Genomic DNA, 26,195 nt, shown 5'->3' with positions numbered 1-26,195 from the left:
GCCGTGCAGTGGTGCGGAGTAGGTCTAGACCAAGTTCAGGTTATGGGCGCTAGTTGAACATGTCCATACCAATCACGAGCCCGATTCGTTCCGCCCGGCGCAGAACGCCACCGTCAGGTCCTTCACCAGCGCCTTGCGCTCGTAGTCGTCCAGCTCCACCAGCCCCCGCATGGTCAGCCGGGTCACCGTGTCCTCCACCGAGTCCACCACCGAGGTCAGCACGGTCGCCCGCTGCTGGGCGTCCAGCGCGGCGATCCGGCGGCGGTGCATCGCGGCGGCGACCTCGGGGGCGTACTCGATCCGCACCGGCTGCACCGAGAACACCTCCAGCCCCACCGGTGCCGCGTCGGCCGTGACCAGCCGGGTCAGCGTCTCCGCGGCCACCCCCACCGGAGCCGGACCGTGCGCGCCGCCCGGCATCTCCACCGGCACCCGCGCCAGCGCCGCCTCCACGCACTCGCGCAGATAGGTCTCGTGGTCCTCCACCCCGAGCAGGGCCCGCGCGGTGTCCCGCACCCGCCACACCACCAGCACCACCACCCGCAGCGCCACCCCGCTCCCGTCCGCCGCCGGCATCGGCTCGCTGCGCCAGTGCCGCAGCCGAACATCGACCTGACGGCGCCGCAGCAGCGGGTTCACCCACATCAGACCGGTCCGCCGTACGGTCCCCCGGTACCGCCCGAACAGCCCCAGCACCCATGCCCGCCCGGTCCGCCCCCGGGCCAGCCCGCCCAGCCCGAACAGCCCCAGCGCCGCGGCCCCGGCGTACGCCGCCCACTGCGCCGGACCGAGTCCGGCCGCCGTCGAGGCGGGCAGCCCCAGCGCCTCCCCCGCGAACGGCGGCAGCGTCCCCGCCCACCACGAGGCGGCCACCGCACCGGCCGCCCCCGCCGCGCCCGCGAACACCCCCACCGCGCCGGGCAGCACCCGGGCGGGCCGCTCGCACAGCTCCGGGTCGGCCTCCGGCACCGGCCGGGTCCGCGCGGAGGCCGGCCGGAAGCGGGGCTGCTCGCCGGTGCCCTGCCGACGGCCGACCACGGCGGGCCGCAGCGGCACCGGCGAGGGGTTGGGCTCGTCCCGGAACAACAGGTGGACGGGGATCTCGGTGGTCACCTCGTTCTGGATGAGGCGGGCCTGGTGGGCCGGGCGGGGCGAGCCGCCGTCGGTGCCGCCGGGTTCCGGCGACGGTGAGGGGGTGGTGGAAGGGGTGGTACTCATACGTGCCTCCAGCCTCCGCGCCAGATGCGTCACAGAAGGGTCGTACGGGTTGTACGGGTCGTACGGTCGGGAAGGGTCGTACGGTCGTCGGTGGGTCGCGCGCCGTCAGGAGAAGAGGCGCCGCCAGGTCTCCGGCCCCGGGTAGCCGTCCGCGGCGCCGCCCCGCCAGCCCTGGGCGCGCTGGAACGCCTCGACGGCTCGCCGGTCCAGCTCGTCCCAGAGCGGTCCCGGCGCGGTCGGGTAGTACCTGCCGAACCCCTTCTTCACCAGCTGCCGGCCGAGCAGCTCGACGTGCTCGCTGTCCGCGCCCAGCCGGAACATCGCCCGCCCCGGGTACGGCGGGACCCGCGGCGCGCCGGACGCGGGCCCGGCGGCCGCCTCCGGCGGGATGCCCTTGCCCTTGCCGGTGACCAGCAGCTCCCAGGTCTGCGGCCCGGGCACCCCGTCCGCGCCGCGGCCCGACCAGCCCTGCGCGAGCTGGAACGCCCGCGTGGCCCGTCGGTCGGCGTCGGTCCAGCGCGGGCCGGGGCCCGACTTGTAGAAGCGGCCGGCGCCGCGCTCGACCAGCATCCGGCCGAGCCGGGCGACGTGCTTGTTGTTGGCGCCGGGGCCGAAGTAGGCCGTCCCGGGGAACTCGGCCGCCGTGGTGGCACCGGCCGGGCGGGCGCCCGGGGCGGTCGTCCTGAGCCCCTTGTAGCGGTAGGAGACGTACTGGTCGGAGTGGGCCCAGTAGGCGAAGGGGGTGGCCTGCCTGCGGGCGTACGGGCGGGTGGCCTCGTAGGCGGTGTAGGAGGAGCGGGTGTGGTCCGTCCAGCCGCCGAAGATCACGACGTGTGAGCCGTTCTCGGGGTCGGCCGGGTTGTGGAACAGCAGGATGTCGCCGGGCTCCAGGTCGTCCTTGCCGATCCGCACCCCGTACTCGTGGAGACTGCCGGTCCATTCGTTGCCCGGCAGCCCCCAGGCCATGGAGACGAAGCCCGAGCAGTCCTGCCGGTACCCGTCCGACCAGTACCCCGTCATGCTGTACGGCACCTTCTCCGTGACCCATGCCCGGGCCCGCCGGATGATCTCCGCCCGGCTCGTCGGGGGCGCCTTGACGGGGGTGTCCGCCGGGGTCGGCAGACCTTCGGGGCCGTGCAGCGGGGTCTGGCCGCCCTGAGGGGTCTGGGGCTCGTCACCTACGGGAACGCCGGGCCGCTCGGGGACGTGGGAGATGGCGAGGGCCGGTGCCGCATGGCCGGCGGCGAGGGCCACGGAGGCCACGGCGGTGATCACCAGGGCCCGGTGGGCGGCGGCTGGGGCAGACGGACGGGCGCGGCGTCCCATGACGCAGCCGGGACAGTCGCAGTCGCCGGGGGGATCCAGTTCGGTGAAAACCGGAGTCTCCATGCGATGCCCCTCACACTCCTGGTGCAAATGTCCACGCTTGTCCACATTGATCAGTTTCACAACCGACCCGAGGGAGCGCATGTTGACGGTCCGAATGATGTACGGCGCCACGCGACGTCCGCCCCGACGGGGCCGGGTGGTCGGGAGCACCCCCGGAGGTCATGTAGAGTTAACGATGTCAGCAGGCGCCGCTAGCTCAGTTGGTTAGAGCAGCTGACTCTTAATCAGCGGGTCCGGGGTTCGAGTCCCTGGCGGCGCACAGACATGAGAAGGCCCCCGCCTCAGGCGGGGGCCTTCTCGTCGTGCGCCCGGATGCCCTCAAGGCCTTCGCTGAACGCGTGCCCTCGTCGTCCGTATGGAGCAGGAGGCCGCGCGCGATGCCCGCCTCGCCGGGACCATGGAGTCGCCGCGGGCGGGGGAAGAGATAAGAAAGCACTTCGGCAACATTCGTGCACGAGTGATCTCAAGCGCAACATCAGAAATCAACTCTCGTCCCAATGCGCGCGCATAACCGGTAAATACCGTGTATCGCGTCTTGCGATCATGCCGAACGGCGTACAACCCTGGTTTTCAAGAGGCTGCGGATACGCGCCAATTGGGGGGGCACGGAACCGGTTGCCGGATGTAGCGGGGAGATGGGGGCCTCGTTCATGAAGCAATGCCGAGGGGGGCATGCTGCAACCGGAAGCGCGCAGTTCCATGTCTGTAGGAAATGGACGACGTGGTGACTGCGGCGCACCACTGATACGTCTGTGACGGTCGTGGGGGACCTGACCAGGCGAAGGAAACGACATACACGCGATGACCCGCGTGTGGGGGGATGACTCATGACGTCGACGCCGACGGGCGCCCGGCAGAATTCCGACCCGTCACAAACCACCCAGCTCAGGGTGTCCGGACACGCGATGAGCACCACGGGGACCTTCCGCCGGATCAAGAGGACGCTGCCGAGATACGACTACGAGCACTACAGCCGGCTGGCGGGTCCCCTCACCCAGCCCGATCCGAACAAGCCGTACAAGGTGCAGTACCGCTCCCTGATCTCCCAGGAGCCGCACCGCATACGGGTCGCCCTGATGCTGATGGCGGCGCCGGTGCTGTCCCTGGTCCTGCTGTTCTGGCTGCTCCAGCCGGAGCACTGGACGCAGCGGGACTACCCGGCGTACGACTTCCTGCCGGCCCTCGACGTCGTGATGCTGGTGTCGATCGGGCTGATCGAGTTCTTCCGCTGCATGAACGTGGTGTCGAACGCGCACGCCACGCTGGTCGCCCGCGACCCGGTCCCGGTGATCCCGGAGGCCGGCACCCGGGTCGCCTTCCTCACCTCCTTCGTGCCCGGCAAGGAGCCGCTGGAGATGGTGACGAAGACCCTGGAGGCGGCCGTGAAGCTGCGCCACCGGGGCCTGCTCCACGTCTGGCTGCTGGACGAGGGCGACGACCCCGAGGTGAAGGAGGTCTGCGCCCGGCTCGGCGTGCACCACTTCTCCCGCAAGGGTGTCGAGAAGTGGAACCAGCCCAAGGGCCCGCACCGCGCCAAGACCAAGCACGGCAACTACAACGCCTGGCTCGACGCGCACGGCGACGACTACGACTTCTTCGCCTCCGTCGACACCGACCACGTGCCGCTGCCGAACTACCTGGAGCGGATGCTCGGCTTCTTCCGCGACCCGGACGTCGGCTTCGTCATCGGCCCGCAGGTGTACGGCAACTACGACAACTTCGTCACCAAGGCCGCCGAGTCGCAGCAGTTCCTCTTCCACGCGCTGATCCAGCGGGCGGGCAACCGGTACGGCGCGCCGATGTTCGTCGGCACCTCGAACGCCGTGCGGATCAGGGCGCTCAAGCAGATCGGCGGCCTGTACGACTCGATCACCGAGGACATGGCGACCGGCTTCGAGATCCACCGCCACAAGAACCCGGCGACGGGCAGGAAGTGGCGCTCGGTCTACACCCCGGACGTGCTCGCCGTCGGTGAGGGCCCCAGCGCCTGGACGGACTTCTTCACCCAGCAGATGCGCTGGTCACGGGGGACGTACGAGACGATCCTCAAGCAGTACTGGAAGGGCTGGTACTCGCTGCCGCCGAGCAAGCTCTTCAACTACACGATGATGATCGTCTTCTACCCGATGTCCGCCCTCAACTGGATCCTGGCCGCGCTGAGCTGCGCGCTCTTCCTGGGCCTGGGCGCCTCGGGTGTGAACATCGACCCGACGGTCTGGCTGATGCTGTACGGCAACGCGTCCGCGCTCCAGATCGGCCTGTACGTCTGGAACCGCCGCCACAACGTCTCCCCTCACGAGCCGGAGGGCTCCGGCGGTGTCGCCGGCATGGTGATGTCCGCGCTGTCGGCGCCGCTCTACGCGAAGGCGCTGATCGACTCCGTGCTGCGCCGCAAGAGCAAGTTCGTGGTCACGCCCAAGGGCGACTCGGCGAGCCCGGACCGCTGGTTCGGCACCTTCCGGTACCACTGGTACTTCATCCTGATCTTCGGCGCGTCGATCACCGCCGGTTTCGCCTTCGGCAACTCCCACCCCGCGATGATCATCTGGGCCACGTTCGCCCTGCTGATCACCGCCACCCCGATCTTCGCGTGGCGGCACGGTCTGGGGCAGGAGAGGAAGCGGCCCGCCGCGTTCGCCGAGCCGCAGCAGGCCCAGCCGCAGGACGCGGCCCCGGCGGCCGCCGCACCGTCGCCGGCCTCCCACTACGCCTCGCATGCCTCACACACCCCGCGGGCCCCGCACGCCCCGCAGCAACGGCCCAGCTGGGCCGCGGCGCACGGGGGCGGGACGGCGACGGGCGGGGGCGGAGACCAGACCAGGCAGATCGCCCTTGGTGGACTTGGGGGACGTAAGGAATGAACGACCGTGCCGGCCACCGCCGTGCCCGTCGACTCGCGATAGGCACGGCGGTGGTAGTCGCGCTGGCCGGGATGAACGGGCCGTGGCTGTACCGCTTCGGGACCGAGAAGTATCACCAGTACCAGATCAACAGACCCGAGTACAAAGCGGAGAACGGCCACTGGAAGATCGTCGAATTCCCCGAGGAATACCGGCAGAACACGATTCACGCGGCGCTGCTGCGCACCGGAAAGGTGCTGCTCGTCGCGGGCTCCGGAAACAACCAGGACAACTTCGACGAAAAGAAGTTCGACACCCGGATCTGGGATCCGGTCAAGAACACCGTCAAAAAGGTGCCGACGCCGAGCGATCTGTTCTGCACCGGCCACACCCAGCTGGCCGACGGAAATCTGCTGATCGCGGGCGGGACCAAGCGGTACGAGAAACTGAAGGGTGACGTCACCAAGGCCGGCGGCCTGATGATCGTCCACAACGAGAGCCCGGACAAGCCGATCACGCTGCCCGCCGGGACCGAATTCACCGGCAAGGAGAACGGCAAGACGTTCGTCTCCAAGGACCCGGTGCTGGTGCCGCGCGCGAAGAAGGTCTTCGACCCGAAGACCGGCAGGTTCCTGCGCAACGATCCCGGCCTCGGCCGGATCTACGTCGAGGCGGAGAAGAGCGGCGCCAAGTACGAGACGGGCACGCAGGACAATTACCGCGTGCGGGGCCTTACCGGGGTGGACGCCCGCAACACCTACGGCATCGCGCAGAAACTCGCCCTGGACAAGAAGGACTTCCAGGGCATCCGGGATGCCTACGAGTTCGATGTCGTCGCCGAGAAGTACATCAAGGTCGACCCGATGAAGGAGGCCCGCTGGTATCCGACGCTCACCACGCTGAGCGACGGGAAGATCCTCAGTGTCTCCGGTCTCGACGACATCGGCCAGCTGGTGCCGGGCAAGAACGAGGTCTACGACCCGAAGACCAAGAAGTGGACGTACACCGAGAAGGTCCGGCAGTTCCCGACGTACCCGGCGCTGTTCCTGATGCAGAACGGCAAGGTGTTCTACTCGGGTTCGAACGCCGGCTACGGGCCCGACGACGTCGGGCGTGAGCCGGGCGTCTGGGACGTGGACAGCAACAGGTTCACCAAGATCCCCGGGCTGAGCCACGCCGACCGGATGGAGACCTCGGGGACGGTGCTGCTGCCGCCGGCGCAGGACGAGAAGTACATGGTGATCGGCGGGGGCGGCGTCGGCGAGTCCAAGCTGTCGAGCGAGAAGACCCGGATCGTCGACCTGAAGGCCGATCAGCCCCGGTTCACGGACGGGCCGTCGATGGACAAGGGGACGCGGTACCCGCAGGCCTCGGTGCTGCCCGACGACAGCGTGCTGGTGTCCGGGGGGTCGGAGGACTACCGGGGGCGCGGTGACTCCAACGTCCTGGAGGCCCGGCTGTACCGGACCGAGAGCAATTCGTTCGAGCGGGTCGCCGATCCGCTGGTGGGGCGGAACTACCACTCCGGGTCGATCCTGCTGCCGGACGGGTCGGTGATGTTCTTCGGGTCCGACTCGCTGTTCGCGGACAAGGCGAACAGCAAGCCGGGGGAGTTCGAGCAGCGGATCGAGATCTACAAGCCGCCGTACCTGTTCCGGGGGTCACGGCCCTCGCTGTCCGGGGGGCCGCGGACGATCGAGCGCGGCGAGTCGGGGACGTTCACCTCGCGGCACGCGTCGTCGATCAAGAAGGTGCGGTTGATGCGGCCGAGTGCGTCGACGCATGTGACGGACGTGGATCAGCGGTCCATCGCGCTGGACTTCGAGACGTCCGGGAACAAGGTGACCGTGACGGTGCCGGAGAACCGGAATCTGGTGCAGGCGGGGTGGTACATGCTGTTCGTCGACGACGACCAGGGGACGCCGAGTGAGGCGCAGTGGGTCCGGGTCCCCTAGTGTCGCCGGCGGCTGACGGGTGAGTGTGGCCGGTCGCGCGGTTCCCCGCGCCCCTAGGGGGTGTCTGACCCCTGCGCCAGTTTCAGGGCGTAGGCCGGCCACCACTCGCCCGCCTTCGGGCCGCCCTTGCACTCTCCGTCCGACTCTCCCGGGCGCTTGACCCACAGGTAGGCGTCCACGAGAGGGTCGGCGGTCTTCGTCGTCGGGGTTTCGCCGAGGGCCCGGCCCGGCGGGTTGCACCAGCGCTCGTCGGGGTTGCCCTCGGTGTAGGGGCCGTTGCCGTTGCGGCTGGTGTCGATGACGAAGGGCTTGCCGCCGACCTTCGTGGAGAGGGCCTTGCCGTAGGCGATGGACTCCTCGGTGGAGTAGAAGTTGGAGACGTTCACCGAGAAGCCGTCGGCCTCGGCGATGCCCGCTCGCTGGAGGGGATCGAAGATCTGGTCGGGGTGGCCCCAGCCGGCGTTGCCCGCGTCCAGGTAGACCTTGGTGGTCTTGAGGGACTTCAGCTTGGCGACGGCGTACTTGAGGAGGTCGTAGCGCTCCTCGTGGAACTCGCCCGGGGTGCAGCCGTCCACCAGGTGCAGGACCGCGTCCGGCTCCAGGACGACCGTGGCCGCGCGGTCGCCGATGCCCTGGGCGACCCCGTCGATCCAGGCCCGGTAGGCGTTTCCGTCGGCGGCGCCGCCGCCGGAGTACTGACCGCAGTCGCGGTGCGGGATGTTGTAGAGGACGAGGAGGGCCGTGCGGTCGGCCTTCGCGGCGGCCTCGGTGAAGCCGCGGGCCTCCTGCTCGGGGCTCTCCGGGCTGATCCACTCGCCGGTCGGCTGCTGCGCTATCTTGCGGATCTGCTCGGCCTCGGAGTCCTTGCCGGCCTTCTGGTAGTCGGCGACCTGCTCGGCCGCGTTGCCGTCCGGGTTGACCCAGAACGGGGCGATGTTCTTCGGCTGTTGAGTGATCTCGGCGCCGGCCCCGCCGTCCGGCTCCGGATCGTCCTTGTCGCCGGACGAGCATCCCGCGATCAGCAGTGCCGCCCCCAGCACCACCGCGGTCGCCCGTGCTCCGGCCGCCCCCCTGCTGCCGTACATCCAACTCCCCCTTGGGTGCACCGTTCCACCGGGGTTCAATCCTGACATAAGTCGGCGAGCCGGGTCAGAGTCCCGTTCCCGTGAGGTAGGCCGAGACGATGACGTTGGCGGTGTAGCTGCGGCTGGTCCGGTCGAAGCTGCCGCCGCAGGTGATCAGCCGGAGTTCGGCGCGGCCCTCCTTGCGCGGCCCGTAGGCCTGTTGGGCGTCGAAGCGGTCCCGGTTGACGACCTGGATGTCGTCGACGGTGAACTCGGCGACCTTGGCGTCGGCGCGGACCACCCGGATCGTCTGCCCGGCGCGCAGCGCGCTGAGCTTGTAGAAGACGGCCGGCCGGGTCTCGGTGTCGACATGACCGACCAGCAGGGCGGTGCCGGCCGCGCCGGGGGCGGTGCCCGCCGCGTACCAGCCGACGACGCCCGGCTGGTCGTACGGCGGCGGGTCGACCGCGCCCTGGCCGTCGAGGCCGCGCGCCACCACGGGCGCCGTGATGCCGAGCCCGGGGATGTCGAGGCGCTGGGGCCGCGCCGCGCCGAGCGGGGAGGTGGCGGGCGGCAGCCGGACGTCGGGGGGACGCCCGACCGCCGCCATGTCGCCGGTCTTCGGCCCGGATATCCCGTGCCGTACGTCGGTCACCTCACGGCCCCACAGCCACAGCCCGAGCAGCAGCACCGCCCAGGCCACGCCCATGACGAGCCGCCCGCTGCCGGAGGAGGGTTCCCGGTCGGACATGGTCATGGTCAGTCCGTCCTGCGGCTCCGGCGGGCGCCGCGGGCCACGACGACCACGGCGGCGCCGGCCGCGAGGAGCAGTCCGGTGACCGCGTGGGCGGCGTTGGGGCCGGTCGAGCCGGCGTCCACCGCAGAGAGCCGCGCGGTCCCGCCGCCGCCCGCGCTGACCGGGGCGGTCGGTGAGGTGAGGGCCGTGGGCAGGGCGAGGGCCGTCGGCAGGGCGGGGGCGGCTTCGGTGGTGCCACCGGCCTCGGTGGCGCCGCTGAACTCTCCGGTGCCGCTGACCTCGCCGGTGCCGCTGACCTCCGCGGCCTCGCCGGCTTCGGCGGCCTCGTCGGCCGGCGCGCTCGGTGAGGCGGGGGCGGCGGGGTGGGCGATGGTGCCGCCGCCGACGGTGAGGCGGGTCCTCAGGTACTTGTCGCCGCAGCTGATCCGGACGTCGTAGGGGCCCGGCCGGGCCGTCGAGCGGACCCGGGTCTCTCCGCTGAGGGTGCCGTCGGCGCCGGTGAGGCGGGCGTCGCTGACGAACGCGTCCGAGACGGCGGTGCCGGTCCTGCCGGTGCAGCCGGGCACCCGGAGCGCGATGTCGCCGCCGGGTGCGGGTGACGCGGGCCTGGCCTGCACACCGCCGCCGTCCGCCGCCTGGGCCGCCGCCGGGGTGAGCGCGGCGGCGGCAGCGAGGACTCCGGTACTGAGAGTGAGTCGCAGTGAACTCATCGTGAACCTCCAGACACCTGGAGACTCCCCCGCAGGACCGGGTCCCGCATCCTCAGCGAGGCCCGGACTGCTCCGAACGGGTGAGCTTCACCGCCCGGGTGGTTTAGGGCCTCGCTTTCGCCCGAGACACGCCCGAGACACCCCCTAGACCCGGTCCACGAGATCCGCGATCGAGTCCACGACCTTGGACGGCCGGTACGGGAAGTTCTCGACCTGCTCCGGCGCGGTCAGGCCGGTGAGGACGAGGAACGTCTGCATGCCGGCCTCGATGCCCGCGAGCACGTCGGTGTCCATGCGGTCGCCGATCATCGCGCTGGTCTCGGAGTGGGCGCCGATCGCGTTGAGGCCCGTGCGCATCATCAGCGGGTTCGGCTTGCCCGCGAAGTACGGCTTGCGGCCGGTCGCCTTGGTGATGAGCGCGGCGACCGCGCCGGTGGCGGGCAGCGGTCCCTCGGTGGACGGGCCGGTCTCGTCGGGGTTGGTGCAGATGAACCGGGCGCCGCCGTTGATCAGGCGGACCGCCTTGGTCATGGCCTCGAAGGAGTACGTGCGGGTCTCGCCGAGGACGACGTAGTCCGGCTCGTGGTCGGTGAGGATGTAGCCGATGTCGTGCAGCGCGGTGGTCAGACCGGCCTCGCCGATGACGTAGGCGGAGCCGCCGGGGCGCTGGTCGTCGAGGAACTTGGCGGTGGCCAGGGCCGAGGTCCAGATGTTCTCGATCGGCACTTCCAGGCCCATGCGGTTCAGCCGGGCGTGCAGGTCGCGCGGGGTGTAGATCGAGTTGTTGGTGAGGACCAGGAACGGCTTGCCGGAGTCGCGCAGCTTCTTGATGAACGCGTCGGCGCCGGGGATCGGTACGCCCTCGTGGATCAGGACGCCGTCCATGTCGGTGAGCCACGACTCGATGGGCCTGCGGTCTGCCATGTGCTGCAACTCCTGGCGTACGTGCGGATGTACTGGGGCGCCGGAACCACGGCGTACCGACGCCCCCAGCCTAGTCAGGACCGGCCGGGTCCGACCCCGTCGATCACCGGGTACCCGTGCCGGCCGCTCAGCTGCCCGTCGCCGATCCGGTGACGGCGTTGGGGCCGTCGCCCAGGCCGACCAGGTGCGGGCGGACGCACAGGGTGGCGCGGGCGCCGGGGGCGGCGTCGCCGGTGTCCACCGCGAGGCCGGTGCCGGCGAAGGTGACGCCCTTCGCGGCGACGGTCACCGGGAGCAGGTTGGCGTTGCCGACGAAGGACGCGGTGAACTCGTTCACCGGCGCCCGGTACAGCTCCTGCGGGGTGCCGCAGGCCTGGAGGCGTGCCTGGTCCATGACGGCGATCCGGTCGGCCAGGGTGAGGGCCTCGATCTGGTCGTGGGTGACGTACAGGATCGACATGTCGGGCAGTTCGCGGTGCAGCCGGGCGAGTTCGGCGAGCATGCCGGAGCGCAGCTGGGCGTCGAGGGCGGACAGCGGCTCGTCCAGGAGCAGCACGCCGGGGCGGATCGCGAGGGCGCGGGCGATGGCGACCCGCTGCTGCTGGCCGCCGGACAGCTCGCGCGGGTAGCGGCGGGCGTAGGCGGCCATGCCGGTCGTCTCCAGCGCCTCGGTGACGCGGGCGCGGATCTCGGCCCTGGGGACCTTGGGCGCCTTGCGGGCCCTCAGTCCGAAGGCGACGTTGTCCTCCACCCGCAGGTGCGGGAAGAGGGCGTACTGCTGGACGACCATGCTGATGCCCCGCTGGTGCGGCGGCAGGTCGGTGACGTCGCGGTCGCCGAGGAAGACCTGCCCCGAGACGGGCCGTACGAACCCGGCGACCGCCCGCAGCGCGGTGGTCCTGCCGGATCCGGACGGCCCGAGCAGGGCCATCACCTCGCCGGGCTAGCGCTCGGCGAGATCCCGCTCCGTGGGCAGCGGGGCGCCCTCGTCCAGCTCCTCGACGAGACGGTCGAGCCGCGCCTTGACCGCGTAGTACTTCGGGATGCGGCCGTGCTCCGGGATGCCGTAGCGGACGGGGGCGCCTGGGGCCTGGTCGTTCGGGTAGTCCACGGGGGGATCATCGCAGACGGGGGTTACAGGCTGGGGTGGAGGTGGGGACGGGCAGAGGGGTTGGGGGGTGGGACCGGCCTTACGGGCGTCTGCGGAGGACGATCAGCGCCGCGCCGGCGAGGACCAGGGCGGTGACGGCGAAGGCTGCGCGGGCGATCGGGGGGAAGCCGGTGGCGGCCAGCTCCTCCGGGCGCCCGGGGAACGTGGTGTCCCCGCGCCCGGGGGACGCGGTGGCCGCCGGCTCGCGGGAGGTGCCGGTGTCCGTACCGGTTCCGGGGGACCTACTGGTGTCGGTCCCGGTCCCGGAGTCCGCCTCGGTCTCCCCCTCGGCCTCGCCCTCGGGGCCGGTGCTGCGGCCCGTAGAGGCACCGGTGTCGGAGTCGATCGTGAAGCGGTATTCGTTCGACTGTCCGACCCAGTCGCCGTCGTCCGCCCTGCGCTGTACGACGGCGGCGGCGGCCGTCACCCGGTTGGGCACGGCGTCGGAGGTGACCGCGAGACGCACCTTCACCGTCAGCGTCCCGCCCGGTGCGACGGTGAATCCCGGGAAGCCGTCGTCGAAGGCGCCGACCAGCTCGTCCCGGTCGGTGGCTTCGAAACGTACCGGGTGCGGCTGCCCCTCACGTGAGGCGTCGCCGGGGACGTCGAAGAACTCCAGGCGGGGCTGCGCGGGCGTGAGGGCGCGCTCCTCGTCGACCAGGACGACCACCGGGTGGATGCCGGTGCAGGCGCGGTCCGTGGTGTTGGTCAGGTCCAGGTACCAGGTGGCGTACCCGCCGCCGGCGACATAGGTGCCGGGGCCGCCGTGGATCCGGGTGGTCAGCGGGAACGCCTTCGCGTCCGGCGCCGCGCAGGCGGGCACGGAGTCCGGATCCGCGTGTGCCGGCGCCGGAACGGCGAGAAGAGCTGCGGCCGCTGCGAGGCAGAGCGGGACGAGGTCGCGCGATCGCGGTCTCGCACAGTTCGTGAACAGTCCCATGAACACATGACCATGCCGGGTGGGGCGGGGAGAGCGGGGCGACGCTCCGGGTGGGTGGGGGAAGTCCGCTCGATCAGCGGAGGGTTCTTCGATCAGCGGAGGGTTTTCCTTTCGGCGCCGGACGATCGACAGCCCGTCCGGCGATCGAGGACGAGGCCGTCCAGGCCGAAGCGGGGGTCCGGGGGCGGCGGCCCCCGGAACGACGGCAACCACGGCACCGGGCAGCGGGCACCGGCTTCCGCCCAGCTCAGGCCTCCGCCCGCCCGAACAGCGGTGCCAGCAGCAGCTGGGCCGCGCCCTCGGCGACGCCGCGCTCGCCGCCGGGGGCGACCCGGACGGGGACGGTGGGCGTGCCCTCGCGCCGGGCGCGGGCGTCGAGGACGGTGGTGACGCCGCGTACGAAGGCGTCCGGCGCGGCGGCGATCGTACGGCCGCCGAGGAGCACGAGGTCGATGTCCAGCAGCCCGACGAGGTTGGCGGCGCCCGCGCCGAGCACCCGCGCCGCCTCGTCGAGGTCGCCGCCCGCCACGGCGGCCAGGCACAGGGCCTCGATGCAGCCGCGACCGCCGCAGGTGCAGGGCGGGCCGTCGAGCTGGACGACCTGGTGCCCGAACTCCCCGGCGCCGGTCCGCGCGCCCCGGTGCACGCCCCCGCCGATGACCAGCCCGGCGCCCAGGCCCGTACCGAGGTGGAGGTACGCGAACGACCCGACCCCGGGACCGGCCTGCTCCCCCACCGCCAGCCCCAGCGCGGCCGCGTTGGTGTCCTTGTCGACGACGACCGGCATGCCGAGCCGCCGCGCCAGCGCGTCCCGCAGCGGAAAGCCGTCCCACTCGGGGAATCCGGTGACGCGGTGCAGTACGCCGCGGGCGTGGTCGAGGGGCCCGGGGAGGGCGACACCGACACCGAGGACGGCGTCGGCGACGGGCCCCGTGGCAGCCCCAGCCGCCTCAGCGGTCCCAGCTGCCCCAGCTGCCCCAGCAGCCCCGACGGCCCCGGTAGCCCCGACAGCCCTGGCTGCCACGCCCAGCAACCCCGCGACCTCCCGCGCCACCCCCTCCACGACGGCCCCCGACCCCGCCCCCAGGTCCAGCGGAGCCCGACGCTCCGCCACCACCGCCCCGGTGAGATCCACCAGCACCGCCCGCAGCTCGTCCCGGTCCAGGTGGACGCCGACCGCGTGGCCCGCGTCCGGCACGAGCCGGAGTACGGTGCGCGGCTTGCCGCCGGTGGAGGCGCGGCGGCCGGCCTCCGCGGCCAGCCCGTCGGCGCGCAGCCGGGCGGTGATCTTGCTGACGGCCTGCGGGGTGAGCCCGGTGCGCTCGGCCAGCTCCAGCCGGCTGATGCCCTCCTCGCCGGCCGTGCGCAGCAGGTCCAGCACGAGGGCGGTGTTGTGGCTGCGCAGCGCCAGCAGGTTTGCGCCCGCGCCCTCCGTCGCTGCGTTCGTCCTGTTCACCCCACCCATTCTCCCCACCGCTTGCACTTTGGCAACAGCGTTGCGAAAGTGGAGCCATGACGACAGGCACCTCTGGCACCCCTCTCCGCGTGGGCCTCATCGGCTACGGCCTCGCGGGTTCCGTCTTCCACGCCCCGCTGATCTCCACCACCGAGGGCCTCGCCCTCGACACGGTGGTCACCTCCAACCCGGAGCGGCAGGACCAGGCCCGCGCCGAACACCCGGGCGTCCGGATCGCCGCCACCCCGGACGAACTGTTCGAGCGCGCCGACGAGCTCGACCTGATCGTCATCGCGTCCCCGAACAAGACGCACGTCCCGCTCGCGACGACCGCGCTGAAGGCCGGTCTGCCGGTCGTCGTCGACAAGCCGGTCGCGGGCACCGCCGCCGAGGCCCGCGAACTGGCCGCACTCGCCGACGAACGCGGTCTGCTGCTGTCCGTCTTCCAGAACCGCCGCTGGGACAACGACTTCCTGACCCTCCGCAAGCTGCTCGACGCCGGCGAACTGGGCGACGTATGGCGCTTCGAGTCCCGTTTCGAGCGGTGGCGCCCGCAGCTCAAGGGCGGCTGGCGGGAGTCCGGCGACCCCGCGGAGATCGGGGGTCTGCTGTACGACCTCGGCAGCCACGTCGTCGACCAGGCGCTGGCCCTGTTCGGCCCCGCCACCCAGGTGTACGCCGAGTCGGACGTCCGCCGCGCCGGCGCGGAGACCGACGACGACACCTTCATCGCGCTCACCCACGCGAGCGGTGTGCGCTCCCACCTGTACGTCTCGGCGACGACCGCCCAACTCGGCCCGCGCTTCCGCGTCCTGGGCTCGCAGGCGGGCTATGTGAAGTACGGCCTGGACCCGCAGGAGGCGGCCCTGCGCGAGGGGCGGCGCCCCGGCGCCGGCTGGGGCACGGAACCCGAGTCGCTGTGGGGCCGCGTCGGCTCCGGCGAGTCCCCGCTGACCGGCGGCGGCCGCCCCGAGCCCACCCTGCCGGGCGACTACCCCGCCTACTACGCGGCCGTCGCCCGTGCCCTGCTGGGGGGTGGCCCCAACCCGGTGACCGCGCTGGAGGCGGCCGCCGCCCTCGACGTACTGGAAGCGGCCCGCCGTTCGACCCGAGACGGAGTGACGGTGACCCTGTGACGCACCCGCAGAAGCACACCACGCACAGCACGCCCGCGATGACCCCGAAGATCGCCCCCGAGCTGACCCCGAGCATCGAGGAACTGGAGGCGCAGGAACGCCGCCTGGTCTTCCGCCAGTTCACCCACGACGACGCCTGGGAGCTGGGCTCCCTCCTGGTCCGGATGGCCCGGGAACGCCAGGCCCCGATCGCCGTCGACATCCACCGCGCGGGCCAGCAGCTCTTCCACGCCGCGCTCGCCGGCTCCACCCCCGACAACGACGCCTGGATCGCCCGCAAGCGCCGGGTGGTGGAGCGCTACGGCTCGGCGTCCTACCTGGTCGGCGCCCGCTTCCGCGCCAAGGGCACCACGTTCGAGGAGTCCTCCCGGCTCGACCCGGACGAGTACGCCGCGCACGGCGGCTCCTTCCCGATCAACGTCGAGGGCGTCGGCGTGATCGGCGCGGTGACGGTGTCCGGGCTGCCGCAGCTGCAGGACCACCGGCTGGTGGTGGAGGCGCTGGAGGAGTTCCTGAAGATCTGAGGAACCCTCAAGAGCTTTTCCCAGGCCGGGAATTACCTGACAGGCCCCTCCGGTTGCACAGCCGTAACAGGACACAGCACGCCGGAGGGACCATCCACATGAGCACGCCCCTGAAGCCTCTCAAGGAGCAGATCGGCCGGTACGGCGTCTGGAGCGTCGGCCTGCGCTCCGAGGACCCGGCCCGCTCCGGTGAACTCGCCGAGGCCGCCGCCGAGCTGGAGGAGCTGGGCTACGGCGCGGTCTGGCTGGGCGGCAACAGTGCCGCCCGCAACGCCGCGCCGCTGCTCGCTGCCACCTCGACGCTCACCTTCGGCACCAGCATCCAGAGCATCTGGCAGTACGAGGCCGCCGACAGCGCCGCCTCCTTCGCCGAGCTGGAGGCCGCCCACCCCGGCCGCTTCGTCCTGGGGCTCGGAGTGAGCCACGCCCAGCGGACGGAACAGTACCGGCGGCCGTACTCGTCGCTGGTCGCCTACCTGGACGGGCTCGACGAGGCGGGCGTACCGGCGGAGCGCCGGGTCCTGGCGGCCCTCGGCCCGAAGACCCTGGAGCTGTCCCGCGACCGGGCGGCGGGGGCGATCCCGTACCTGGTGACGCCGGAGCACACGGCGCGGGCGCGGGAGGTCCTGGGCGAGGGGCCGCTGCTGGCACCGGAGCTGGCGGTCGTCCTGGAGCCGGACCCCGAGCGGGCCCGCACCCTGGCCCGGGAAGCCCTCGGCTACTACCTCACTCTCTCCAACTACACCAACAGCTTCCTCCGCCTCGGCTTCACGGAGGACGACCTGGCGGACGGCGGCAGCGACCGGCTGATCGACGCGCTGTTCGCATGGGGCGAGGAGAAGGACGTCCGCGCCCGGATCGACGCGTTCGTCGAAGCGGGCGCGGACCACGTGGCGCTCCAGGTGATCGACGGCGCGGACAGGGAAACCCTCCCGAGGGAGGAGTGGAGGAAGCTGGCGTCCCTGCTGGCGTGAAGCCCCTACGCCCTCTACGCCCCCTTCAGCTCCTGCCGCTGCCGCCCAAGCCCCTCGACCTCCAGCTCGACCACGTCACCGGGCCGGAGATAGGGCTTGGGCTCGGGCTGCCCGAAGGCCACTCCGGCGGGCGTGCCGGTGTTGATGACGTCACCGGGGTAGAGGGTCATGAAGTGCGACAGGTAGCGCACGACCTCACCCACGGAGAAGATCTGCTCGGCGGTCGTCCCGTCCTGCTTCAGCTCCCCGTTGACCCACAGTTTCAGCCCGAGCTTCTGCGGGTCGGGCACCTCGTCGGCCGTCACCAGCCAGGGCCCGAGCGGGTTGAACGTCTCGCAGTTCTTCCCCTTGTCCCAGGTCCCGCCGCGGTCCATCTGGTACTCCCGCTCGGACACGTCGTGCGCCACCGCGTAGCCCGCGACATGCGCGAGCCCGTCCTCCGCGGAGTCCAGGTACCGCGCCGTACGTCCGACGACGACCGCCAGCTCGACCTCCCAGTCGGTCCGCGTCGAGCCGCGCGGCACCAGCACGGTGTCGTTCGGGCCGACCACGGTGTCCGCGGCCTTCAGGAAGACGACCGGCTCGGCCGGCGGCTCGGCTCCGGTCTCGCGGGCGTGGTCGTGGTAGTTCAGGCCGATGCACACGACCTTGCCGATCCCGCCGACCGGCGCCCCGATCCGCACCCCGGCCGCGTCCAGCACCGGCAGGTTCCCCGCGTCGGCGGCGGCCCGTACACGGCCCATCGCCGCGTCGTCGGCGAGCAGGGCGCCGTCGATGTCCGGCACGACACCCGACAGGTCCCGCAGGGTGCCCTCGGCGTCGAGCAGCGCGGGCCGCTCTGCCCCGGCCGTACCGACTCGCAGCAGCTTCATGATCACAATCTCCCTCGATCGCGGCAGCCCGCCGAGACGACGACCGGGTGCGGCGGCTCGCAGCCATCGGAGGACTTGGCCGATCCTCCAAGGTGCAGGTCCAGTCCGCAATACCCCGTTCACGTACTGGACCGGCGCACGCCTCGGCGTCAGCGGTAGAGCACGGCTCGCTCGACGGCACTCCAGGTCGTGCTGGTGACGACGTACAGCGCGGCGGCGAGCGGCACGACGGCCACGGTGACGATCGTGAAGAACGACATGAACGGCATGACCTTGGTGACCGCCCCGATCCCGGGCACCTGCTGCCCGTCGCCCGCGGCCACCGGCGCCATGGGATTGGCGGCCATCATGATCTTCGTACGTCGGTAGTTGAACGCGGCGACGGCGGTGACCAGGAGAAACAGCCCGGCGTACACGAGCCCCGCGTCACCGAAGACGCCGCCGGTCTCGAGGGCGTCGAACCACCGGCCCCCGAGCGGCGCGGCCAGCAGCTGGTGCGACAGCAGCCCATTGGGGCCGCCGCCGATCTCCGAACTGGAGAAGAGGTGGTAGAGCAGGAAGAAGGCAGGCAGCTGCAGCAGCCCGGGCAGACACCCGGCCAGCGGAGACACCTTCTCCTTCTGGTGCAGCTCCAGCACGGCCCGCTGCAGCCGCTCAGGGTCCTTGCGGTACCGCTTCCGCAGCTCGGCGATCTGCGGCTGGAGCCGGGTCCGGGCCTTCTGCCCACGCGCGGCGGCCCGCGACAGCGGATGCACCAGCAGCCGTACGAACGCGGTGAACAGGACGATCGCGGCGGCTGCCGCGGAGCCGTGGAACAGCGGCTGAAGCAGGTCGGCGAGCCGCTCGACCAGGTTGGCGAAAACGGACATGGGTGGGTGAGCCCTCCGGGGGTCTCGTCGTGCCGGGGCGGAATACAGCGGCATGACGACCCACACGCAGGGGTCAGGAGGGTGGTACGAGTGCTGTGCTGCCTGCCCTACGCTGCCCGCTGCCCTACGCGAAGGTCGCCGGGAGGGCACACCCGGGCGCTCGGGGACGCCTACGCCCCCGGGCGTCGGGATCACGTTGCGGCAGGAACGCCGTACGTCTGTCCCGGTCCCGTATCGCGGTCCGCACCCGGGTAGGCGGCACGGCGGGCGCGCTGCGGGCGGCGATCAGCGAACAGACGGCCAGCGCGGACCCGGCAGCGGCGGTCGCGGCGAGCGCGACGGTCGCCGAGAGGCTGCCCGCGTCGAGCAGCACCACTTCGAGGAAGAGGAAGAGCAGCACGGCGACGGGACGCAGATTCGTCCGGGCCTGGAACATGGGCGGCTCCTCCTTTCGACGTCGCGCGGACCGGTACGTAGATGAGGACCGGTACGTAGATGAGGACGTCCGAGACGATCAGAAGGTTCCGGCTCGTGCGGACGCTTGGCGCCGGCGGCCCCACCGGTCCGGTCGTCGCTGGTCAGTACCCGAGGCTCGGGTACCAGTCGCCGCGGCCCTGCGGGGTCAGGTCGAGGAGGTGCCAGACGGGGGCCAGGAGGTCGATACCGCGCTCGCCGATGTCGTCCGCCATGCGCGGATGGGCGGAATAGGAATGGCGGACCGTGCCGTCGCCGTCGCGCGTGAAGACGGAGACGGTGGAGTCCTGTTCGCCGTCCTCGTCCTCGCTGCCCAGGTCGTACTTGAACGTACTGTCGCCGCAGCTCAGGAGCCGTAGCCGGTGCCAGCCCCGGTTGCGGCCGTGCTGCCGGAGGGTGGGCAGGTCGGCTGCCGCGGCGATGACGAAGTCGGCGTTGCGGGCGACGTGGTGGGCGACCCCGTTGAAGCCGTCGATCCAGAGGGTGCACATCGGGCAGGGGTCGGTCTGCCGCTTGCCGTACATGAAGTGGTAGACGATCAGCGGACGGTCCGTGGCGGTGAACAACTCGCTCAGAGCGACCTCGCGGACCGGTGTGTCGCCGGCGTCCAGGTCGGCTGGCCCCTCGATGAAGACGTAGTCGTCGACAGGTGGCCCCGGGGGGAGCGCCCGCCGCTGGGCCGCGACCTTCTCGCGGTGGCGCATGAGCTCGATCTCCGCCAGGCGCAGCTGCTCGCGGGCGTCGAGGTAGTCCGACGATTCGGCGGCCAGTCTGGTGTGCCGCAACATCGCGTCCTCCTGGGGTGGCCGTCCCCCCGTTCCCCGGCCCGGAGCAGGAACACTCAGCCCCGCGTCCCGAACCGCCTCCCCGAGTCTATGGCGCTCCACGATCCGCCGACAGTCGAGCCGAAGTCCGGCGCTGCCCACTGATCCGCGAGCGGACCGAGGAAACGGAGGAGGCCGACCTCGTGTATTGGAACCGGAACTGGACCAGGCCGGGGCCAGATCCATCCGAGACGGGACAGCGCGGACAGCCCTGCCCTGAATCCGTCGGCGCAGCCTCGACCTGCAGATATCTCACCCTTGTCGGTTCCGGGCAGTACGGTGTCACCCATGCGCCCCGACACGCCCGCCGAAAACGTCGACCACCACGCCGAAGCGGCCCGCCTGGAGCGAACCGCAGGCCTGTATCCCGAGGACGCCGAAGCCCTTCTCCTGCGCGCCGCGGCCCACCGCGAACTGGCCGGCGACCGCCCCACGGCCTCCGCGCTCTACGACCGCCTGCTCTCGGCCCCGGCCGCCCTGGAGCACCCCCACCTGGTCCGGGCCCTGAAGGCCGCGAACCTCTGGGAGTACGGCCACGAGGCGGAGGCCCGCGCGATCATCGAGGGAATCAGGGTGGCCGCGCCGCGCGACCCGGCCCCCTGGGTGATCGTCGCGGAGGCCCTGGAGTCCCACGACGAGCTGGAAGCGGCGCAGGAAGCCCTGACGGAGGCGGCGACCCTGCTGCTGCCGCCCGGCACGGAACCCCCGTACTCCACCCACCCCCTCCTCTTCACCCGCCACCGCGTCCGCCGCATGCAGGGCCTCCCCCACGACGACTGGGACACCCTCGCGGACACCCTCCACTCCCTCCCCGTCTCCCTCGACGAACTCCACGACCCCAAGCGCGTCTGGTCCCTCGGCTCGGAGAACCCCGCGGAACTCCAGGCGGAGATCTCCCGCCTCCAAGCAGAACTCGGTGCCTACCGCGAGGCCCTCTCCCGCCCGTTCCCGGTCGCGATCCTCCACTGGCCGGCGAACGAACTGGCGGAACTGGTGGCCGACTACCCGACCCTGTCCGCCGAGTACCCCTCCTACGACGAACACCTGGCGACCATAGAGTCCGCCCTACGCGAACTCGCCCTCTCCGGCACCCCCAACCTGGGCATCGTCACCGGCACGGTCCCGTCCTACGAGGCCTTCGCCGCATCGGAGGGCTCGTCCCCGTCGGACCCGACACTGCTGCCCCAGTACGCGACGACGCTGGCGGCCAGGGGGCGGGCGGTTGCCTGGCCGCCGCAGCGGGGGGCTGAGTGTTGGTGTGGGGTGGGGCGGGTTTATGGGGAGTGTCACGGTGCCGAGGCCTGAGAACCGTCCTGCAGAACACACTCCACTACGGCATGGATCGTGCCCATGTTGGAATTGGCGACACAGTGGAGCCCAGCGGCTCGATCGGGGCATCGCTGATTCGGCGACCAATCGAACCGAGCCAGAATCGTGAGGCACCAGGCGCCTTGAGCAGTATGAAGCCATTGTCGCCCGCCGTCTCGGCACGCATGAGCAGGCAAGCCAGCAAGGACACGGCCTGCGAGCTGGCCGTTCGTCGTCTGCTCCACGCGGCCGGGCTGCGCTACCGCGTGGAGTACCCGGTGCCGGGCATGGCCCGCCGCCGGATTGACGTGGCTTTCACCTCCGTCAAGGTGGCCGTCCTGATCGACGGCTGCTTCTGGCACGGATGCCCCGAGCACGCCACGCAGCCGAGGTCGAACGCCGAGTGGTGGCGGCAGAAGCTGGACCGCAACATGGCCCGCGACGCGGAGACGACCGAGCACCTCAGGTCCGCCGGCTGGGAAGTGCTGCGCTTCTGGGAGCATGAGGCACCGGAGGATGTCGCTCTGCGCGTCGCCGCCGCGGTCGCACGGCGCAGAAGCGAACAGACACGGGGGAGGAATCGTTGAGCGGGCTGACCTTTGTCGACGTGTGCTCGGGAGCGGGTGGGCTCGCCCTGGGGTTGGAGCGGGCGGGCTTCGAGCCGCGTCTGCTGCTCGACGAGGACGACGCCGCCTGCCGGACCCTCCGCAAGAACCGTCCGCAATGGAAGGTGCTCCAGGCGGATCTTCTCGACTTCGATCCGAGCGAACACCCCGAGAGCTACGACGTGGATCTGTTGGCCGCGGGGCTGCCTCGGGTCAAGTCGAGCGCGACCGTCGGACGGACGGATTCGCGTGTGGAGGAGCGGCTGCTGGAGGCCACCGTCTACCTCGTCCACGCGATCCGGCCCCGGGCAGTGCTCATCGAAAACGTTCCCGGGCTCGCTCACGCGGACGAGTACCAGCCGTTCCGTGATTTCGCCCACGCCGAACTGACTCACCTGGGTTACGAGTTCAGTTGGTTCGTCGTCAACGCCGTCGATTTCGGCGTACCTCAGAACCGCAAGCAGGGTGTGCTGGTGGCCGTCGAACGAAATCGAGCCGAGGCATTCCGGCCGCCGGCACCCACGACCCGCGAGCCGAGGACGGTCGGTGACGCGCTGGTCGCGAGCATGGCGTCGCGCGGCTGGCCGGACGCCGCCCGCTGGGCCGCCCAGGCCGATCAGCCGGCTCCCACACTGGTCGGTGGCTCGAAGAACAGAGGCGGCGCCGACCTGGGCCCGACCGGGGCCAAGCGGAAGTGGGCCACCATGGGCGTCGACGCGCACACCGTGGGCAACGAGGTTCCCGGCCCGGAGTTCGTGTGGGACCCCGAGCTCGGCAGGGGCGGAATGGTGAAAATCACAGTCGAGCAAGCGGCGTTGCTGCAGAGCTTCCCCGGGGCATGGGAGATCGCCGGGCTCAAGACCGCACGGTACCGTCAGGTGGGACATGCGACACCGCCGCCGGTCGGGGAGGCGCTTGGGCGGGCGGTGGCCGAAGCGCTGGACGGCGCCCGGGTAGTGCCCGCCGCCGGCTAGACTTCCGCCACATGACCAGCACGCCGCACCATCAGCGCATCCTCGACAGGCCCTTTGTCCTGGATCTCTTCGCAGGGCCCGGCGGGCTGGACGTGGCCGCACACGTGCTCGGTGTACCGAGCCTCGGTATCGAATGGGACAGGAGTGCCTGTCTCACGCGTTATGCGGCCGGTCTGGACACCCTTCACGCCGACGTGAGCGCGATCCGCAGGGAGGCCTTCGAAGCGCTGCCCCCGGAGATCAACGTGCTCGCCGGTGGACCACCGTGCCAGACGTACTCAGTCGCCGGGAGCGGCGTCGGCCGCAAGGCCCTGGACCAGGTCAAGGGCTACATCGAACGGCTCATGGCGGGCGACCCCGACGAGAACATCGACAAGGAGCTGCAGAAGCTCACCGATCCGCGCACGGCGTTGGTCCTCGAACCGCTCAGGTACGCGATCCAGGCGACCAGGAGCCCGAACCGCGGCAACCGCCCGTACGACGTCATCGTCCTGGAGCAGGTCCCCGCGGTCGAGGCCCTCTGGGACCACTACGCCCTGGTGCTGGAGAACATCGGGCTGCCCGACGGCACCAAGTACAAGGTCAAGGTCGACGTCCTCGACACCGAGACGTACGGGGTTCCGCAGACGCGATCGCGAGCCGTGCTGATCGCTCGCCGCGAGGAGCTCGGTGAGCCCTTCCTTCCCAAGCCGACCCACCTCGCCTATGAGGCGAAGGAGTGGAACCGCAGGAGCGGCGGGGCCACCGCCCAGACGCATCAGCCTGCCCTCGACGAGGAGATCGCCCCGGTGCCGGCGCCGCGCCGGGGAGAAGACGACGCACCGAAGCCGTGGGTGTCGATGGGCAAGGCTCTGCCCGGCCGCGAGAAACCCTTTCTGGTGCGCTCCAACTACGGCAGCTCCGGAAACCCCGGGCGTCGCGGTGTGCGGACCGACCAGCAGCCCGCCGCCACCGTCACCGGGCGCATCTCCCGCTTCGTGGTCTTCGAGCACCTCGACGAGAACATCGTCTACGAGGGCCCGCGCTTCAGCATGAACGAGGCGGGGATGCTGCAGAGCTTCCCGCCCGACTACCCCTGGTCCGGCACGGCTCAGGCACAGCAGGTGGGCAACGCTGTACCGCCCCTGTTCGGTGCGCACCTCCTGGGCGCCGCTCTCGGTCTTCCCGCGCCGGGCCCGGAGGCCCTGCGGAAGCCGTGGGTGCCGGCCACTGAGGAGCAGCGGGCCAAGCTGCGTAGCCATGGTTGCGGGTCGGCGGACGACTGCACCGCCAGCTGCCCGCGCCCCGAGGACCAGGCGCCGCCGCGCTCCGCCCCGCGCAAGAAGAAGGCGGCGGCAGGGTAGCCACAGCGCGCGCAGGTTCAGACCTCGCTCTACCTGCCTCTGACCGGCGCGGTCTCGAACAGTTCCAAGAAGTAGTCGGTGAGCGCGGCCACGGACTCCTCAGGGACCGGATCCTCGTCCGGTCCTTCCGGGAGGACGTGGCGGGAGACCGGGGGTGCCATCTCCGCCTCCGCGATCCAGTCCCGCAGACGGGTCGGGTCCTTGGGCACGTCCGGTGCAAGGACGTCGTAGACCAAGGTCGCGCCGGCCGCGTTGATGGCCACGCCCAAGCCGTTGAACTCCCGCCCGCCGGTGATCTTTCCGCCTTTCAGGAGTCGGACCAGGGCTTGGGCGGTGGGTCGGTGATCGAGCAGACCTTGCCTGAGCAGGGTGTGAATGACGTCCTGCTTGCCGCAGGCCACCTCGACCGGCTCGTAGTCCGCCCCATTCCGAAAAAGTTCGGCGGCCCACCACAGGCGGGAGAAGCACTGACGGTCCGCGGGGCCTCGGAAGCGCTCCGGGGCGATGCGCCGCTCGGGATTCTTGGTGGTCGGCTCCGAAAGGTGTCGCCAGGCCACATAGTCGGGGGCGACCGCCAGCGCCAGGTGTGTCCACAGGCGCTTGTCCGCCGCCTCCCGCCGCATGAGTCGCAGCGTGGCATGGAGCCTCGGCGCGAGCCAGGCGTCGGCGCGGGTGCGATCGTCGCGGAACTCGAACATGGCGTCTTCCACCAGGCTGCGGATCGGGTCGACCGCCCACCTGGCATCGTCCTCCGGAAGCGGTTCGACGACCTTGGCGAGGTCGATGCCCCCGTGGACCTGCTCGGCCTTCAGCAGTTGCTCGGTGAGGAATCTGTCGGCGGCCGATGCGGGGAGCAGCGCCAGGCGCTCCGGTACGTGGTCGGGCTGGGTGATCACTTCTCGCTCTCCCGGTTCGCTTGTTCGAGACTGCGGATGGCATAGCCCAGCGCCCTGGAGGCCTCGGCGCGTCGGATCGCCGCGTAGTGGATACGTGTCTGAAGCTCGGCCCATCCCGAGTCGCCGGTCCGCCGGCGGTGCACCTGCCGCAGAGCCTCCTCGACATGCACGCCGGGGACAATATCCGGAAGCATTTCCCGCAGCACCTCGCCCTGCCAGTCGGTGGGGAAGACCGGGTTGCCACCGGGTTCGACCTCCAGGTCGCCGATGGCCCCGTGGAACACAGCGGTCCACACGTCCGTGGCCATCTGGGCCACGAGAAGGTCCCGGACCTTGCTCTCTACGCCGGAGCCGCTGCTGTCCAGCAGCCCGACGATCCCCTCGACATCGGTGTTCACGAAGACGGTGGGCACTCTGGCCGAGGTGTCCACGATCCATGGCGCGTCGGCGTAGGCCCGCAGCCATTCCCTGGAGCTCTTGGTGAACGATGCTTTGCGGACCTCCAGCTGGAGGCCGCTGACCGGCTCGTCGGAGACCGTGTCGACGATCCAACTCCGGTCGGTCTCGGCGATCGAGCGTCCCGCCACTCCGTCGACGGTGCCGACGGCATGGACGGCGAGGGAGGCCCGCCCCAGGTGATCGTCGCGGAGCACCTCGAGGGCGCCCGACCAGTCACGGCTGTCCTCCGCGTCACGTGTGAGGGTCGTGGAAGTGCGGATGTTCGTCTCGCCGTCCGTGAGCACGGCGAGGACGCACAGGTCGGACCAGGCCGCATCCGGCGTATCTGCCCCGGGAGGCAAAGTCGCCGAGAGGCCGACGGCGGCGCTCACCCAGTCGTCGTGTCCCGCAATGCCGAGCGCGACGGCCTGTTGCTGAGTCGAGTAGGCACTGGTGTCCAGCTGGTCTCGGGTGCCGTCCGGAAGCTTGAGGGAGACGGACGTCACCCGGAGCGTGATCGGACGGTTGAGTCGCTTGTAAGGGTAGATCTTCACG

23 protein-coding genes, 1 tRNA gene and 2 pseudogenes are annotated in these 26,195 nt (G+C 71.1%); 10 read left to right on the top strand and 16 right to left on the bottom strand.

All coding sequences use genetic code 11. The annotated features are described in order from the left end of the window. Positions 1 to 72 precede the first annotated feature (72 nt). Positions 73 to 1,218 carry an SPFH domain-containing protein gene (locus ACSU6L_RS23370; protein WP_437059706.1) on the bottom strand — a complete coding sequence of 382 codons (1,146 nt, stop codon included), beginning with the start codon at positions 1,216 to 1,218 and terminating at the stop codon, positions 73 to 75. Between the two features lie 105 nt (positions 1,219 to 1,323). Further along, the gene (locus tag ACSU6L_RS23365) at positions 1,324 to 2,607 is read right to left on the bottom strand and encodes a peptidoglycan-binding protein (protein ID WP_437059704.1); all 1,284 of its coding nucleotides are present in this window, start codon (positions 2,605 to 2,607) and stop codon (positions 1,324 to 1,326) included. A gap of 185 nt (positions 2,608 to 2,792) precedes the next feature. Between ACSU6L_RS23365 and ACSU6L_RS23360 the strand changes: the two genes are divergently transcribed. The 3 genes from ACSU6L_RS23360 (at position 2,793) to ACSU6L_RS23350 (ending at position 7,402) form a co-directional block, all read left to right on the top strand. Then, positions 2,793 to 2,866, top strand: a tRNA-Lys gene (locus ACSU6L_RS23360). A 568-nt stretch (positions 2,867 to 3,434) separates the two neighbouring features. Beyond that, positions 3,435 to 5,468, top strand: a complete 2,034-nt coding sequence (locus tag ACSU6L_RS23355) for a glycosyltransferase family 2 protein (protein WP_437059702.1) — start codon at positions 3,435 to 3,437, stop codon at positions 5,466 to 5,468. Further along, positions 5,465 to 7,402, top strand: a complete 1,938-nt coding sequence (locus ACSU6L_RS23350) for a galactose oxidase-like domain-containing protein (protein ID WP_437059700.1) — start codon at positions 5,465 to 5,467, stop codon at positions 7,400 to 7,402. Before ACSU6L_RS23355 ends, ACSU6L_RS23350 begins: the two co-directional genes overlap by 4 nt. Before the next feature lie 53 nt (positions 7,403 to 7,455). On the opposite strand, the gene ACSU6L_RS23345 is transcribed toward ACSU6L_RS23350, so the two are convergent. From ACSU6L_RS23345 to ACSU6L_RS23310, 8 genes and pseudogenes are all read right to left on the bottom strand, one after another. Beyond that, the gene (locus ACSU6L_RS23345; RefSeq protein WP_437059698.1) at positions 7,456 to 8,487 is read right to left on the bottom strand and encodes a glycoside hydrolase family 6 protein; all 1,032 of its coding nucleotides are present in this window, start codon (positions 8,485 to 8,487) and stop codon (positions 7,456 to 7,458) included. 64 nt (positions 8,488 to 8,551) lie between these two features. After that, a complete protein-coding gene (locus ACSU6L_RS23340) occupies positions 8,552 to 9,217 on the bottom strand; it encodes a class F sortase (protein WP_437065019.1) in 666 nt (221 codons plus the stop codon). Between the two features lie 8 nt (positions 9,218 to 9,225). Next, positions 9,226 to 9,933 (bottom strand): hypothetical protein, encoded by a 708-nt coding sequence (locus tag ACSU6L_RS23335; protein ID WP_437059696.1) that lies wholly within the window; start codon positions 9,931 to 9,933, stop codon positions 9,226 to 9,228. Between the two features lie 144 nt (positions 9,934 to 10,077). Continuing rightward, positions 10,078 to 10,857 (bottom strand): HAD-IIA family hydrolase, encoded by a 780-nt coding sequence (locus ACSU6L_RS23330; RefSeq protein ID WP_073938929.1) that lies wholly within the window; start codon positions 10,855 to 10,857, stop codon positions 10,078 to 10,080. 142 nt (positions 10,858 to 10,999) lie between these two features. After that, positions 11,000 to 11,800: pseudogene (locus tag ACSU6L_RS23325) on the bottom strand (ABC transporter ATP-binding protein); the annotation flags it as partial. Positions 11,801 to 11,803: 3 nt separating this feature from the next. Further along, a pseudogene (locus ACSU6L_RS23320) lies at positions 11,804 to 11,968 on the bottom strand (GntR family transcriptional regulator); the annotation flags it as partial. 79 nt (positions 11,969 to 12,047) lie between these two features. Beyond that, on the bottom strand, positions 12,048 to 12,947 hold the full coding sequence (locus tag ACSU6L_RS23315) for a hypothetical protein (RefSeq protein WP_437059694.1): 900 nt from the start codon (positions 12,945 to 12,947) through the stop codon (positions 12,048 to 12,050). A gap of 247 nt (positions 12,948 to 13,194) precedes the next feature. After that, positions 13,195 to 14,412, bottom strand: coding sequence for an ROK family protein (locus tag ACSU6L_RS23310; RefSeq protein ID WP_437059692.1), 1,218 nt, complete (start codon positions 14,410 to 14,412; stop codon positions 13,195 to 13,197). A 47-nt stretch (positions 14,413 to 14,459) separates the two neighbouring features. Here ACSU6L_RS23310 and ACSU6L_RS23305 point away from each other — a divergent pair, with 47 nt between their 5' ends. The 3 genes from ACSU6L_RS23305 to ACSU6L_RS23295 all read left to right on the top strand — a co-directional run bounded on the left by ACSU6L_RS23305 (position 14,460) and on the right by ACSU6L_RS23295 (position 17,037). Next, positions 14,460 to 15,539, top strand: a complete 1,080-nt coding sequence (locus ACSU6L_RS23305; protein ID WP_437059690.1) for a Gfo/Idh/MocA family protein — start codon at positions 14,460 to 14,462, stop codon at positions 15,537 to 15,539. Positions 15,540 to 15,577: 38 nt separating this feature from the next. After that, positions 15,578 to 16,063: a heme-degrading domain-containing protein gene (locus ACSU6L_RS23300; protein WP_437065018.1), complete on the top strand. Its 486-nt coding sequence runs from the start codon at positions 15,578 to 15,580 to the stop codon at positions 16,061 to 16,063. 98 nt (positions 16,064 to 16,161) lie between these two features. Beyond that, complete coding sequence (locus ACSU6L_RS23295) at positions 16,162 to 17,037, top strand: LLM class F420-dependent oxidoreductase (RefSeq protein ID WP_437059688.1); 876 nt, start codon at positions 16,162 to 16,164, stop codon at positions 17,035 to 17,037. Positions 17,038 to 17,051: 14 nt separating this feature from the next. Here the strand turns inward: ACSU6L_RS23295 and ACSU6L_RS23290 are convergent, their stop codons facing one another. The 4 genes from ACSU6L_RS23290 to ACSU6L_RS23275 form a co-directional block, all read right to left on the bottom strand. After that, entirely contained in the window at positions 17,052 to 17,909 is an 858-nt protein-coding gene (locus ACSU6L_RS23290; protein WP_073938927.1) for a fumarylacetoacetate hydrolase family protein, read from the bottom strand. Positions 17,910 to 18,058: 149 nt separating this feature from the next. Next, positions 18,059 to 18,778: a YidC/Oxa1 family membrane protein insertase gene (locus ACSU6L_RS23285; protein ID WP_437059685.1), complete on the bottom strand. Its 720-nt coding sequence runs from the start codon at positions 18,776 to 18,778 to the stop codon at positions 18,059 to 18,061. Positions 18,779 to 18,902: 124 nt separating this feature from the next. Beyond that, positions 18,903 to 19,214, bottom strand: coding sequence for a DUF6412 domain-containing protein (locus ACSU6L_RS23280; protein ID WP_365510869.1), 312 nt, complete (start codon positions 19,212 to 19,214; stop codon positions 18,903 to 18,905). A 142-nt stretch (positions 19,215 to 19,356) separates the two neighbouring features. Then, positions 19,357 to 20,040: a DUF899 family protein gene (locus ACSU6L_RS23275; protein ID WP_437059683.1), complete on the bottom strand. Its 684-nt coding sequence runs from the start codon at positions 20,038 to 20,040 to the stop codon at positions 19,357 to 19,359. Positions 20,041 to 20,364: 324 nt separating this feature from the next. On the opposite strand from ACSU6L_RS23275, the gene ACSU6L_RS23270 reads away from it, so the two are divergent. The 4 genes from ACSU6L_RS23270 to ACSU6L_RS23255 all read left to right on the top strand — a co-directional run bounded on the left by ACSU6L_RS23270 (position 20,365) and on the right by ACSU6L_RS23255 (position 24,306). Further along, on the top strand, positions 20,365 to 21,381 hold the full coding sequence (locus ACSU6L_RS23270) for a hypothetical protein (protein WP_437059681.1): 1,017 nt from the start codon (positions 20,365 to 20,367) through the stop codon (positions 21,379 to 21,381). Positions 21,382 to 21,569: 188 nt separating this feature from the next. After that, positions 21,570 to 21,971, top strand: a complete 402-nt coding sequence (locus ACSU6L_RS23265; protein WP_437059679.1) for a very short patch repair endonuclease — start codon at positions 21,570 to 21,572, stop codon at positions 21,969 to 21,971. After that, positions 21,968 to 22,963, top strand: coding sequence for a DNA cytosine methyltransferase (locus ACSU6L_RS23260; RefSeq protein ID WP_437059677.1), 996 nt, complete (start codon positions 21,968 to 21,970; stop codon positions 22,961 to 22,963). Before ACSU6L_RS23265 ends, ACSU6L_RS23260 begins: the two co-directional genes overlap by 4 nt. Before the next feature lie 11 nt (positions 22,964 to 22,974). Continuing rightward, entirely contained in the window at positions 22,975 to 24,306 is a 1,332-nt protein-coding gene (locus tag ACSU6L_RS23255) for a DNA cytosine methyltransferase (protein ID WP_437059675.1), read from the top strand. A 29-nt stretch (positions 24,307 to 24,335) separates the two neighbouring features. Here the strand turns inward: ACSU6L_RS23255 and ACSU6L_RS23250 are convergent, their stop codons facing one another. Together ACSU6L_RS23250 and ACSU6L_RS23245 are read right to left on the bottom strand one after the other, a co-directional pair. Continuing rightward, positions 24,336 to 25,202, bottom strand: coding sequence for a DUF6339 family protein (locus ACSU6L_RS23250; RefSeq protein ID WP_437059673.1), 867 nt, complete (start codon positions 25,200 to 25,202; stop codon positions 24,336 to 24,338). Continuing rightward, positions 25,199 to 26,194 carry a hypothetical protein gene (locus tag ACSU6L_RS23245; protein WP_437059671.1) on the bottom strand — a complete coding sequence of 332 codons (996 nt, stop codon included), beginning with the start codon at positions 26,192 to 26,194 and terminating at the stop codon, positions 25,199 to 25,201. Before ACSU6L_RS23245 ends, ACSU6L_RS23250 begins: the two co-directional genes overlap by 4 nt. Between the last annotated feature and the right edge of the window lies 1 nt (position 26,195).

The organism is Streptomyces sp. enrichment culture (assembly GCF_964272855.1).
Lineage (GTDB): Bacteria > Actinomycetota > Actinomycetes > Streptomycetales > Streptomycetaceae > Streptomyces.
This window is presented reverse-complemented; position numbering and strand designations above follow the sequence as displayed.